Genomic DNA, 13384 nt, shown 5'->3' with positions numbered 1-13384 from the left:
AAACCAGACGTCAAGGAGCCCCATGCGCATCCTCCTGTTCAGCAGCAAGCCTTACGACCAACAGAGCTTTAGTGCAGCGGGTTTCCCGTGCGACTGGCAGCTGAGTTTTCAGGAAGCACGCCTGCGCCAGGACAGCGCCGGCCTGGCCGCCGGTTACGAAGTGGTTTGCGCCTTTATCAATGACGACCTCAGCGCCGCCGTACTGCAGCAACTGGCCGCTGGCGGTACACGGCTGATTGCTTTGCGCTCGGCCGGCTACAACCATGTCGACCTGCACGCCGCGCGCGCGCTCGGGCTCACTGTGGTACGAGTAGCGGCTTATTCACCACACGCCATCGCCGAACATGCCCTGGCGCTGATCATGACCCTTAACCGGCGTACTCACCGCGCCTTCAACCGCACCCGCGAGGGCGACTTCTCCCTGCACGGGCTGATTGGCTTCGATCTGCACGGCAAACAGGTCGGCATTATCGGTGCCGGACAGATCGGACTGACCTTTGCGCGGATCATGGCCGGCTTCGGCTGCCAGTTGCTGATCCATGATCCAACGCCTATCGCCGAGCTACCTGCCGGCGCGCAGCAGGTCGGGCTGGATCAGCTGCTGGAAGGCAGCGACATCATCAGCCTGCACTGCCCGCTCACCCCCGCTACCCACCACCTGATCAACGCCGCGCGATTGCAGCAGATGCAGCGCGGCGCGATGCTGATCAATACCGGGCGCGGTGCCCTGATCGATACCCCGGCGCTGATCGGCGCGCTGAAAAGCGGGCAACTGGGCTATCTGGGCCTGGATGTCTATGAGGAGGAAGCCGAGCTGTTCTTCGAGGATCGCTCCGAACAGCCCCTGCAGGATGATGTGCTGGCGCGCCTGCTGAGCTTCCCCAATGTGCTGATTACTGCGCACCAGGGTTTTCTCACCCACGAAGCATTGGCCGCGATCGCCAGCACCACCCGCGACAATATCGCCGCCTGGCTGGCCAATGCACCAATCAATCTGGTGCACGCCACTGCGTGATAGCATTTGCGTCCATTTGGAGGACCCATGGCTGAACACGATTTTCGCTACAACCTGCTCAACCCCGAGCACACCCTGATCGAATGCCGCGCGCTGGCACCGGGCCGTTATCAAGTGACCGGCAATGGCGGCTCAATCCAGAGCGGTGACACCCTGCTGGTCACTCTCAAGGGTAGCCGTGAGCTGTCCATGCGCCTGCTGGCCGACAAGGTTCGTCACCTGATCAACCCGCGTGGCCAGTGGGTCGCCGTGGCCACCGGCCCGGCCTTCAAGGAACTGGCGATCTTCAATTGGCAGGCCAACTGCGACAGCTGCAATACGCAGCTGGACTTCGAGTTCGCCGTCGACGCCGCTCTTGGCAAAAAGGCCCAGGCACCAGCCGCCGAAGCGCGAATCAAGGAACTGGGCTGGCAATCGAAAAACGCCAAGCACCTGTGCCCGAAATGCATCAACAAGGAGGCTATATGAAACGCGTACTGACTATCAGCCTGCTGGCTGCCGGTCTCGTGGGCTGCGCCACATCCGCACCGCAGCTGGAAACCGAGCACAGCTACCAGGTGGAATGGATCGGCGAACGTCCACTGATCGACCGCAGTCATCTGACTATCACCCTTGGTGACGACGGCCGCGCCTATGGCAACGCCGGCTGCAACCACTGGTTTGCCGGCTACACCCTGGAGGGCGACAAGCTCAGCTTCAGCGCCGCCGGCAGCACCCGCAAGCTGTGCGCACCGGCGCTGATGGAGCAGGAAGCGCGCTTTCTCGACAGCCTGAGCAAGGTAGAGCGCTGGGACTTCTCCGCCACCGAGCAACTGCAGCTGTGGCCCGCCGAAGGCAAGCCATTACGCCTATGGCCGCAAAGCAAATAAGAGCCCGTCTTGGATCTGCTGCGCGCTGGCCAAACGGCCTTGCAACGCAGTAACAGCTAAAGACTTTTACCTACGTAGCGCCGTGTTTGGTTCCAGCTCGCAAGCGCTGAAACAGACTCTAAGCGCACAAACTTTACGCAAAGAAAAAGGGAGCCCTAAGGCTCCCTTTGTATTGCGGCTGAAACTCAGTGAATGATCTGGCTGAGGAACAGCTTGGTGCGCTCGTTCTGCGGATTGGTGAAGAAGGCGTTGGGCTCGTTCTGCTCCACGATCTCACCCTTGTCCATAAAGATCACCCGGTTCGCCACCGTCCGGGCGAAGCCCATTTCGTGGGTTACGCAGAGCATGGTCATACCGTCTTCGGCCAGGCCGATCATGGTATCCAGCACTTCCTTGACCATTTCCGGATCGAGGGCCGAGGTCGGCTCGTCAAACAGCATGATTTTGGGTTTCATGCACAGCGCACGGGCAATCGCCACACGCTGCTGCTGACCGCCAGAGAGTTGCCCTGGGTACTTATGGGCCTGCTCCGGAATGCGCACTCGCTCAAGAAAGTGCATGGCAATCTCTTCTGCCTGACGCTTAGGCATCTTGCGCACCCACATGGGCGCCAGGGTGCAGTTCTGCAGCACAGTCAGATGTGGAAACAGGTTGAAGTGTTGGAACACCATGCCAACCTCGCGGCGCACCGCTTCAATGTGCTTGAGGTCTTGGGTCAGCTCAGTGCCATCGACCACGATGCGCCCCTGCTGATGTTCTTCCAGACGATTGATGCAACGGATGGTGGTCGATTTGCCCGAGCCTGATGGCCCGCACAACACGATCCGCTCACCCGGCTGCACGCTCAGGTTGATGTCCTTGAGCACATGGAACTGCCCGTACCACTTGTTCACGCCCTGCAGCAAGATCATCGGCTCGGCGCTGGGTTGCTTGTTGGCTTCACTCATAACTCACTCCTAACGCTTGTGGCCGGTGTCCAGCTTGCGCTCCAGATGCTGGGAGTAGCGGGACATACCAAAACAGAAAATCCAGAAAATCAGCGCGGCAAACACATAGCCTTCAGTGGCCATGCCCAGCCAAGCCGGATCGGTGGTGGCTTGCTTGATGCTGTTAAGCAGGTCGAACAGGCCGATGATGATCACCAGGCTGGTGTCCTTGAACAGCGCAATAAAGGTGTTGACGATGCCAGGGATCACCAGTTTCAGGGCTTGCGGCAGAATCACCAGGCCCATCATCCGCCAGTAGCCCAGGCCCATGGCCGCAGCGGCTTCATACTGGCCCTTGGGAATGGCCTGCAGGCCACCGCGTACCACTTCGGCGATATAGGCCGACTGGAACAGGATCACCCCGATCAGCGCACGCATCAGCTTGTCAAAGGACAGGCCCTCCGGCAGGAACAGCGGCAGCATCACCGAGGACATGAACAGCACGGTGATCAACGGCACGCCACGCCAGAACTCGATGAAGGTCACGCAGATCACGCGGATTGCCGGCATGTCCGAACGCCGCCCCAGCGCCAGCAGAATGCCCAGCGGCAAAGCCCCGGCAATACCCACAGCAGCGATCACCAGGGTCAGCATCAGGCCGCCCCACTGGCTGGTCGACACGGTCGACATACCGAAGAAACCACCGTGCAGCAACCAGAAGGCCAACAGCGGATAAACCACCAGGAAGCCCAGGCCGTACAGCGCCTTACGTGGCATAAGCGGCACGAACAGCGGTGCAGCACCGATGATCGCCAGCCACAGCGTGGTGTCTACTCGCCAGCGCAGCTCGCTGGGGTAGAAACCGTACATGAACTGGCCAAAGCGTTGCTGCACAAAGACCCAACAGGCCCCACCGCTGGTGCAATCGGCACGGGTAGTGCCCGTCCAGTCAGCGTTGATAAACGCCCACTGAATCAGCGGCGGCAGCATCAGCCAGACCAGATAGACCGCGAACAACGTCAGCAGCGTGTTGAACCAGCTGGAGAACAGGTTGGCACGCAGCCAGCCGACCACCCCGACGCTGAGCGCGGGTGGCGGGAGATCAGGTTTGAATGTATGAGTTTGCATGGCTGCCCCTTACCGCTCGATCAGCGCAATGCGCTTGTTGTACCAGTTCATCAGCATGGAAATGCTGATACTGATCGCCAGGTACACACTCATGGTGATGGCAATCACCTCAATGGCCTGACCGGTCTGATTGAGCACCGTGCCGGCAAACAGCGACACCATGTCCGGATAACCGATACCGGCCGCCAGCGAAGAGTTTTTTGCCAGATTGAGGTATTGGCTGGTCAGCGGCGGAATGATGACCCGCAGCGCCTGCGGAATGATCACCAGACGCAGCGTCTTGCCGGCAGGCAGGCCCAGAGAGCGCGCCGCCTCGGTCTGCCCGTGACTGACGGCCATGATCCCGGAGCGTACGTTCTCGGCGATAAAGGCGGCAGTGTAAATGGTCAACGCCAGGGTCAATGCCATCAGCTCAGGGATCAGCACCCAGCCGCCTTTGAAGTTGAAACCGGTCAATTCCGGCACACTCCATTGCAGCGGGTTGCCGCCCAGCAAAATCGCCAGACCTGGCAGGCCGATCAGCAGCGGAATCGCCCCCAGCGATACCGGGAACAACTGGCCGGTGGCCTCGAAGCGCGCTTTCGACCAGCGCGACAACAGCACCACGCCGATGATCGCCACGATCACCGCGCCAGCAAACAGCGCAAAGCTGTCGGTCGGGCTAGGGGCCGGCATATACAGGCCACGGCTGTTGAGGAAGAACGTTTCACCCACGCCCAGGCTCTGCCGTGGTCCCGGCAAGGCGAGCATCACCGCGAAGTACCAGAAGAAGATTTGCAGCAGTGGCGGGATATTACGGAAGGTTTCGATGTACACGGTGGCCAGCTTGCTGACCAGCCAATTGGGCGACAGACGCGCCACTCCGAGCAGAAACCCCAACAGCGTCGCCAGGACAATACCAATCACCGACACCAGCAGGGTGTTGAGCAAACCCACCACGAAAACACGCCCGTAAGAGTTGCTTTCGTTGTAGTCGATCAGGTGCTGGGCAATGCCGAAACCGGCGCTGTTGTTGAGAAAGGAAAAGCCGGACGTGATGCCGCGTTTTTCCAGGTTGGTCTGGGTGTTGTCAAACAGGAACCAGCCGAGCGCCACAACGGCGATAACGGCAAGAATTTGAAATAGCCAGGCACGCGCCTTGGGGTCGGTCCAAACCGATCCACCTGGGCGCGGGACATTTGCAGTGGTTTGCATAGGAGCCCTCTTAGAACCCTCATGCCCGCATTAGCGGGCATGAGGTTCACATCAATCAGAACAATGCCAGCCACACAGGACGAGTGGCTGGCAGCGGACGGTCAGCGCACCGGCGGTGCGTACTGCAGACCACCCTTGTTCCACAGGGCGTTGAGGCCACGTTCGATCTTCAGCTCGCTGCCGGTACCGACGTTGCGCTCGAAGCTTTCGCCGTAGTTACCCACTTGCTTGACGATCTTTACGGCCCAGTCTTTCGGCAGTTTCAGATCTTTGCCGAATTCACCTTCAGCGCCGAGCAGACGTGCTACGTCGGGGTTCTTGGTGGATTTGGCTTGTTCTTCAACATTGGCCGAAGTCACACCCAGCTCTTCAGCGTTAATCATGGCGTAGAGCGACCAGCGCACGATGTCGAACCACTCTTCGTCACCCTGGCGTACGACCGGACCCAGCGGCTCTTTCGAGATCACTTCCGGCAGTACCACGTAGGAGTCCGGATCAGCCAGCTTGATACGCTGTGCATACAGCTGCGACTGGTCGGACGTCAGCACGTCGCAACGGCCTGCTTCAACCGACTTGGCGCTCTCATCGGAGGTATCGTAGGTGATCGGGGTGTACTTCAGGCCGTTGGCGCGGAAGTAGTCGGAGAGGTTCAGCTCGGTGGTAGTACCTGCCTGGATGCAGACAGTTGCGCCATCGAGTTCTTTAGCACTGGAAACGCCGAGCTTCTTGTTAACCAGGAAGCCTTGACCGTCGTAGTAGTTGACGCCGGCAAAGTTCAGACCCAGGCCCGAATCACGCGAGCTGGTCCAGGTGGTATTACGCGAGAGGATGTCGACTTCACCGGATTGCAGCGCAGTGAAGCGCTCCTTGGCGGTCAGCGGGCTGTATTTGACCTTGGTCGCGTCACCGAATACTGCAGCAGCAACGGCACGGCATACATCAACGTCGAGACCCAGGTAGTTACCCTTCTCATCGGCATAGGAGAAGCCAGGCAGACCATCGCTGATACCGCACTGAACAAAACCTTTCTTCTGGATTGCGTCCAGCGTAGCGCCTGCTTGAGCAAAACTGCTGACACCGAGAACAGCGGCGGTGGTCAGTACTGCCAGTGTGGATTTCACCATCTTCATTAAAACCTCCAGTTGCTTTTGTTGTGTTTGGAGTCTCGGCCCTAGCACCGTACCCTTATGGGGCGCGTTGACTGTGTCGGCAGCAACACAATCAGCCGGGATTCAGACCTTGGTCGAGTCTAGTTGCCGATTGCTCCAGCGGCCATAAACTCGTACCCGCCCATTATTTGAATGGGCCAGAGACAGATAGCAAGTGACTTGTCGCACAGCATGCAGCACCTGGCGAACCGGTTGAAAAGCCTGGTACAAGGCGTTTCAGTCTGCTGCGCGTCCGATCAGGTGGCAGTGTTACCACCGGCGGACAACGTCATCAGCCCCTGAGGTGCATAGCAAGGCCCGTACCAGCACCACGCCAGGAGCACCATACGGAGAGGTCAAGAGCAAATCTTGCACCCTGGCGACAACTTCTTTCTAGAATCACCACCCCTAAAATGTAGTCACGCACCAAATCGGCGCAAGCGCACCACAACGGAGCTTCAGATGAGCGAACCCTTGATTCTTCAACCCACACTTGCAGCTGATTCGTGCGTCATTTGGTTGCACGGCCTAGGGGCAGACCGTTACGACTTTATGCCGGTTGCCGAGGCTCTGCAGAAGCGTTTGCACAGTACCCGCTTCGTTCTGCCGCAAGCGCCGACCCAGGCGGTGACCATCAACGGCGGTTATGCCATGCCCAGTTGGTACGACATTCTGGCCATGAGCCCGGCCCGAGCGATCAACCGTGAACAGCTGGAAGCCTCGGCGCAACAAGTGATCGCACTGATCGAAGCGCAGCGCGACAGCGGTATTGACCCAGCGCGTATCGTCCTCGCGGGCTTCTCCCAGGGTGGCGCGGTGGTACTGCACACCGCCTTCCTGCGCTGGCAATTTGACCTCGGTGGGGTCATGGCCCTATCGACCTATGCGCCGACCTTCAGTGACGAAATCCGCCTGGCAGATACAAAAAAACAACTGCCAGTCCTGTGTTTGCATGGCACATTCGATGACATCGTGTTGCCGGCCATGGGCCGCGCAGCCCATGACTACCTGAGTGCCTCTGGCGTCAGCGTGCAATGGCGTGATTACCCGATGGGCCACGAAGTGGTAAATGAGGAAATCCGCGACATCGCCGACTGGCTGGAGCAACAGCTCACCAGCTGACTGCCTGCGAGTGAAAATATGCCTGTCACCCCTGAAATCAAGACCCAGCACGATATCCAACTGATCGAGCAAACTCCGCTGGCAGAGCGCGACCTGCCTACCAGTACCTATGAGCTGATCCGTCGCAGTGCAGCGCAACTGGGTGACGCGCCGGCATTGTCCTTCATCCTGCAGGGCAACGTGGACGAGCCGGCATATCGCCTGAGCTACCGCCAACTGCTGGGCAAGATCACCCAGACCGCCAACGCCTTTTACCGCCTGGGCCTGCGTCCAGGTAAGGCGGTGTCGTTCCTGCTGCCCAACCTGCCGCACACCCACTTCACCATCTGGGGTGGCGAAGCCGCCGGGATCGTCAACGCAATCAACCCACTGCTCGACCCAGAACATATCGCCGAGCTTATTCAGGCATCCGACTCCGAACTGCTGGTCACCCTCGCGCCCTTCCCCGGCACCGACCTGTGGGCCAAGGTCGAAGGCCTGCGCGATCAGCTGCCAAACCTCAAGGCGATTATCTGCGTCGACATGGCCAATCTGCTGCCAGAACCGCAGCGCAGTGGCCTCAAGGCCCAGCGCGGAGCCTTGCCTGCCGGCGTACTGGATTTCGATGCGCTGATCGCCAGCTGCCCGGATGATCACCTGGAAAGCGGCCGCGTCATCGCACCCGACGACATTGCCAGCTACTTCCACACCGGCGGCACCACCGGCACGCCGAAACTCGCGCCGCACAGCCATGGCAACGAAGTGGCGATGGCCTACAGCATGAACCTGGTCACCCGCTTCGAGCCCGGCGATGTCACCCTCTGCGGCCTGCCCCTGTTCCACGTCAACGGCGTGATCGTGACCGGCCTCACCGCTTTTATCGGCGGTGCCGAAATCCTCCTGGCCACCCCGCAGGGTTACCGCAACACAGCACTGATCAGCAACTTCTGGAAAATCATCGAGCGCTACAAGGTCAGCTTCTTCAGCGGCGTGCCGACCATCTACGCCGGCCTGCTGCAGGTGCCGAGCGAAGGCCATGACCTCAGCTCGCTGAAATACGCCCTGTGCGGCGCGGCACCGATGCCAGTGGAGCTGATCCGCCAGTTCGAAAGTAAAACCGGACTGACCCTGATCGAAGGCTACGGCCTCACGGAAGGCACCTGCGGCAGCTGCGCCAACCCACCCGCTGGCGAACGCCGCCCTGGCTCCATCGGCCTGCCAATGCCCTATTGTGAGGTGAGCATTAAGGTGCTCGACGAACAGGGCAACTACTTAAGGGATGCGGCAAACAATGAAATCGGCAACCTGTGCATCCGCGGTGCCACGGTATTCAAGGGCTACCTGCAGGCCAGCAAGAATGCCGGCATCTGGGTCGATGGCGACTGGTTCAACACCGGCGACCTCGGCCGCGTGGATGCCGACGGCTATATCTGGCTGACCGGGCGCAGTAAGGACCTGATCATCCGTGGTGGCCACAATATCGACCCACAGATGATCGAGGACGCGCTGCACAAGCACCCCGCCGTGGCGCTCGCCGCTGCGGTCGGCAAACCCGATGAGAAAGCCGGCGAGCTGCCAGTGGTATACGTGCAACTCAAGCCCGGCATACAGGTCAGCGAAGCCGAACTGCTGACCCATGCGGCCGAGCACATACCCGAGCGCGCAGCGATACCCAAGGATGCCTGGGTCATCGACGCCATCCCGCTGACCGCCGTGGGTAAAACCTTCAAACCGGCGCTGCGCTTTGATGCTATTACGCGCGTCTATCAAGCTGCACTGACAGAGCTGGATGCACACCTGCGCGTGGAGGTGCTGAGCGACGACAAGCGCGGCCAGGTCGCCCACATCTACCTGCCCACAGATCAGGCTGCGCTGGCCGAGGCCGTTACCCAACGCCTGGCTGGCTTTTCCGTCGCCATCGAACTGCACCACACCCGCTAGCAGCGAATGGCGCAAGGAACGCGCCAGTTTTGTGAACAACCATTCATTTTGTAGACCATTGGTCGCGCCACCCACTGTAAGGATTGTCAGCCCTCAAACAGCGGAATATGGTCAGAGCTGGTGTTCGCCCTTCTTGTAGGGAGCATTAGCGATGCCCATCGGTTCGACAATTCGGCCACAGCTGCACGCGCAATGAAAAATGCCAAGTGGCAGGCTGACCTGCAGCAACTTCGTCATATGCGACTGTTCAATAATGTCGCCGCCAGCAGTATCAACCAGCTGCTTAAGGCATTTCGCGCCTGCGATCTGGATGCCGGTGAAATCCTCCTCTCACCGTTTAACCGCAATCAGTACCTCTATGTTCTGCTCAAAGGGCAACTCAAGGTCTACCTTGGCTCCCTCGACAGCCAAGCTGTCAGCACCCTGAAAGTCGGCGACTGTGCTGGCGAAATCAGCTTCATCGACAATGAACATCCATCCGCCTATGTCGTTGCCACTGAATCCTCCTGTGTGCTCCGCCTGCACCGTGAATCCTTGTTCAACCTATTCCGGCAATCGCCTGAGCTGATGCAAAACTTGCTTGAACTGCTCTGCGACCGCGTACGCAAGGGCAACCGGCTCATCCTCGACAGCGAACAGACCGCCAACATCGATGCGCTGACCGGCGCCTATAACCGGCGCTGGCTGGAGCATATCTTCGAACGCGAAAGTACCCGCAGCGCTTTCAATGAAAAACCGTTGTGCATGCTGATGCTCGACGTCGACCACTTCAAAGCCTACAACGATCAACACGGCCATCTTGCTGGCGACTACGCACTGTGCCTGGTGGCTCATACATTACGCAGCCAGCTGCGCCCCAAAGACAGCCTGACCCGTTATGGCGGTGAAGAATTTGTCATTCTGCTCCCGGAAATTGCCATCGACGAAGCCCGCACAATCGGTGAGCGTCTGTGCCAAGGGCTGCGCCATGTCAACTCCTTCCACTCCCCCATTGGCGTCCTGCCTGGTGTAACCATGTCAATCGGACTGGCCCAGATGCAGCCCAAAGACAGCCTGCAAGGCCTGATCGCCCGCGCCGATTGCGCCTTGTATCGAGCCAAGCAACAAGGGCGCAATTGCCTGTGCTATTAGCTGGTACGCGCTCCACCCAACAGCACGCGCCGCCGAATCACGGCTTGCGACGACGCAGAACCACCCCCTAAAGTGCTGCGCATAACAACAACGCCCGGATCACCTTCTATGCGCAAAATGCTGATCACCTTACTGATAATCCTGTTGATCGCTGCAGGCAGCGTGTTCGCCCTCCCCTCCTTGCTTGACCGCAAGATGAACAGCGTCGAATCCCCCGCGCCCTATCCCGCCAGCGAGTCGGCCAACCAGTTGCATCAACAGCTGTTTATCGCCGACCTGCATGACGACGTGCTGCTGTGGGAGCGCGACGTGCTCAAGCGCTACGATTTTGGCCACTCCGACCTGCCACGCATGCTCGAAGGTCGCGTCGGCCTGCAGGTGTTCTCCACCGTGACCAAAACGCCGCGTGGCATCAACTACGAACGTAACAGCGGCGACACCGACAACATCACGATGTTGGCGATGGCCCAGCGCTGGCCCAAAGAAACCTGGAGCAGTCTGCTACAGCGTGCGCTCTATCAGGCGCACAAGCTCAATGACGCCAGCATCAACAGTAACGGCCGCCTGGTACTGATCAAAACCCAAAGCGACCTCGCCAGCTTTGTCAGCGCCTGGCAGAAAGACCCGCAGCGTGTCGCGGCAGTTCTCGCCACCGAAGGCCTGCAACCGATCGAAGGCAAACTGGAAAACGTCGACGCGCTCTATGAGGCAGGCTTTCGCATCACGGGCCTGACCCACTTCTTCGATAACGAAATCGGTGGCTCAGCACACGGCCTTGAGAAAGGCGGCCTGACTCCGCTAGGTAGACACGTGATCAAGCGCCTGGAAGAAAAAGCCATGCTGATCGATCTGGCTCACGCCTCGCGCCCGCTGATCGATGATGTACTGGCCATCACCACACGCCCGGTTCTGGTTTCCCACACCGGTGTCGAAGGTACCTGCAAAGGCCCGCGCAACCTCAGCGACAAGCATCTGAGAGCCATCGCGGCCACTGGCGGCGTCATCGGGATCGGTTACTGGGATGCTGCGGTATGCGCCACCTCGGTCGAGGCCATCGTCAACGCCATTCGCTATACCGCCAGCTTGATCGGTGTGGAGCACGTAGCGCTGGGTTCAGACTTCAACGGCACCATTCATGCACCATTTGATGTTACCGGCCTGCCGCAACTAACCGAAGGCCTGCTCAAGGCTGGGTTCAGTCGGGCGGACATTACAGCCATCATGGGAGGTAATGTGCAGCGCCTGCTGTTGAGTAACCTGCCTACAAACTGAAACCTCGCCACCGAGCGCAATCCGGCATGGCACTTCGCCGCGCAGGCTTCTTGCTTTACACTGGCGTCCGTTCACTCCTTAACCAATTGATGAGATGACCGTGCTCAAAGCACTCAAGAAAATATTCGGCAAAGCCGAGGGCGAGCAGCCCAGCCTAGCAAGCCCGCACGAAACGCCCAGCGCACCGCGCGCCAAGCAGGATGCACACGCGGACAACGACAGTCGCAACAGCAAACCGCATGCAACAGAAACGACTGAAACACCGTCGCCGCGCCAGGGAAAACCGGCAAAATCGCGTCGCGAACGCCCAGCCAAGCCTGTCGATACCTGGAAGCTGGAAGACTTTGCCGTCGAGCCGGCTGAAGGCAAGACCCGCTTCCACGACTTCAAGCTCTCCCCCGAGCTGATGCACGCGATCCATGATCTCGGCTTCCCCTATTGCACACCGATCCAGGCTCAGGTGCTGGGTTACACCCTCAGCGGTCGCGATGCGATTGGCCGAGCCCAGACCGGTACAGGCAAAACGGCAGCCTTCCTGATCTCGATCATCACCCAACTGCAACAGACGTCGGCACCGAAAGAACGCTATATGGGCGAACCCCGCGCCCTGATCATTGCGCCCACCCGCGAGCTGGTGGTGCAGATCGCCAAAGACGCCGCCGCCCTGACAAAATACACCGGCCTCAATGTGATGAGCTTCGTCGGCGGCATGGACTTCGACAAACAGCTCAAACTGCTGGAATCGCGTTTCTGCGACATCCTGGTAGCCACGCCCGGCCGACTGCTGGACTTCAACCAGCGCGGCGAAGTGCACCTGGACATGGTCGAGGTGATGGTGCTCGACGAAGCCGACCGCATGCTCGACATGGGCTTTATCCCGCAGGTCCGCCAGATCATCCGCCAGACCCCGATGAAGGGCGAACGCCAGACGCTGCTGTTCTCCGCCACCTTCACCGACGATGTGATGAACCTGGCCAAGCAGTGGACCACCGACCCGGCCATCGTTGAGATCGAACCAGAAAACGTTGCCAGCGACACCGTCGAGCAGCATGTCTACGCCGTAGCCGGCAGCGACAAGTACAAGCTGCTGTACAACCTGATCACCCAGAACGACTGGATTCGCGTGATGGTCTTCGCCAACCGCAAGGATGAAGTGCGGCGCATTGAAGAACGCCTGACCCGCGACGGCATCAGCGCCGTACAAATGTCCGGCGATGTGCCGCAACACAAGCGTATCCGCGCCCTGGAAGGCTTCCGTGAAGGCAAGATCCGCGTGATGGTTGCCACCGATGTGGCCGGCCGTGGCATCCACGTCGACGCCATCAGCCACGTAATCAACTTCACCCTGCCGGAAACCCCGGACGATTATGTGCACCGCATTGGCCGCACGGGGCGCGCTGGCACCAACGGCACCTCGATCAGCTTTGCCGGGGAAGACGACGCCTACGCCTTGCCTGCCATCGAAGCCCTACTGGGCCGCAAGATCGCCTGCGAAATGCCACCAGACGAGCTACTCAAGCCCGTACCACGCAAACCGTGACCATAGCCCCCAAGCGAAGCCATCAGGCTTCGCTTTTTTATGCTCACGTTTTTTTGATCAGGCACAGCCATGAACACGCCTGCGCAGTCGCAGGCAAGAAGAACGGCTTCGATAAAGGT

12 protein-coding genes are annotated in these 13384 nt (G+C 59.6%); 8 read left to right on the top strand and 4 right to left on the bottom strand.

Going from position 1 to position 13384, the window contains the following annotated elements; translation table 11 throughout:
- The first annotated feature begins 22 nt into the window (after positions 1–22).
- Genes DBR00_RS17550 through DBR00_RS17540 form a run of 3 tightly spaced genes read left to right on the top strand, consistent with a single transcriptional unit; the run spans position 23 to position 1884 of the window.
- Positions 23–1015, top strand: coding sequence for a 2-hydroxyacid dehydrogenase (locus DBR00_RS17550; RefSeq protein WP_108488033.1), 993 nt, complete (start codon positions 23–25; stop codon positions 1013–1015).
- A 27-nt stretch (positions 1016–1042) separates the two neighbouring features.
- Positions 1043–1483, top strand: a complete 441-nt coding sequence (locus tag DBR00_RS17545; protein ID WP_108488034.1) for a hypothetical protein — start codon at positions 1043–1045, stop codon at positions 1481–1483.
- Complete coding sequence (locus DBR00_RS17540) at positions 1480–1884, top strand: META domain-containing protein (protein ID WP_108488035.1); 405 nt, start codon at positions 1480–1482, stop codon at positions 1882–1884. The genes DBR00_RS17545 and DBR00_RS17540 overlap by 4 nt, the downstream gene beginning before the upstream one ends.
- A 185-nt stretch (positions 1885–2069) precedes the next feature.
- Here the strand turns inward: DBR00_RS17540 and DBR00_RS17535 are convergent, their stop codons facing one another.
- From DBR00_RS17535 to DBR00_RS17520, 4 genes are all read right to left on the bottom strand, one after another.
- Positions 2070–2831, bottom strand: coding sequence for an amino acid ABC transporter ATP-binding protein (locus DBR00_RS17535; RefSeq protein WP_108488036.1), 762 nt, complete (start codon positions 2829–2831; stop codon positions 2070–2072).
- 9 nt (positions 2832–2840) lie between these two features.
- Positions 2841–3938: an amino acid ABC transporter permease gene (locus DBR00_RS17530; RefSeq protein ID WP_108488037.1), complete on the bottom strand. Its 1098-nt coding sequence runs from the start codon at positions 3936–3938 to the stop codon at positions 2841–2843.
- 9 nt (positions 3939–3947) lie between these two features.
- Positions 3948–5132, bottom strand: a complete 1185-nt coding sequence (locus DBR00_RS17525; RefSeq protein ID WP_108488038.1) for an amino acid ABC transporter permease — start codon at positions 5130–5132, stop codon at positions 3948–3950.
- A gap of 101 nt (positions 5133–5233) precedes the next feature.
- Entirely contained in the window at positions 5234–6262 is a 1029-nt protein-coding gene (locus tag DBR00_RS17520) for an amino acid ABC transporter substrate-binding protein (protein ID WP_108488039.1), read from the bottom strand.
- A gap of 480 nt (positions 6263–6742) precedes the next feature.
- Between DBR00_RS17520 and DBR00_RS17515 the strand changes: the two genes are divergently transcribed.
- From DBR00_RS17515 to rhlB, 5 genes are all read left to right on the top strand, one after another.
- A complete protein-coding gene (locus DBR00_RS17515; protein ID WP_108488040.1) occupies positions 6743–7402 on the top strand; it encodes an alpha/beta hydrolase in 660 nt (219 codons plus the stop codon).
- A gap of 18 nt (positions 7403–7420) precedes the next feature.
- A complete protein-coding gene (locus DBR00_RS17510; RefSeq protein WP_108488041.1) occupies positions 7421–9322 on the top strand; it encodes an acyl-CoA synthetase in 1902 nt (633 codons plus the stop codon).
- Between the two features lie 192 nt (positions 9323–9514).
- On the top strand, positions 9515–10453 hold the full coding sequence (locus DBR00_RS17505; RefSeq protein WP_108488042.1) for a GGDEF domain-containing protein: 939 nt from the start codon (positions 9515–9517) through the stop codon (positions 10451–10453).
- 108 nt (positions 10454–10561) lie between these two features.
- Positions 10562–11725 carry a dipeptidase gene (locus DBR00_RS17500; RefSeq protein WP_108488043.1) on the top strand — a complete coding sequence of 388 codons (1164 nt, stop codon included), beginning with the start codon at positions 10562–10564 and terminating at the stop codon, positions 11723–11725.
- 100 nt (positions 11726–11825) lie between these two features.
- Entirely contained in the window at positions 11826–13265 is a 1440-nt protein-coding gene (rhlB, locus tag DBR00_RS17495; RefSeq protein WP_108488088.1) for an ATP-dependent RNA helicase RhlB, read from the top strand.
- The last annotated feature ends 119 nt before the right edge of the window (positions 13266–13384 follow it).

The sequence above is a fragment of the Pseudomonas sp. HMWF032 genome (genome assembly GCF_003060885.1).
Classification (GTDB): Bacteria; Pseudomonadota; Gammaproteobacteria; order Pseudomonadales; family Pseudomonadaceae; genus Aquipseudomonas.
This window is presented reverse-complemented; position numbering and strand designations above follow the sequence as displayed.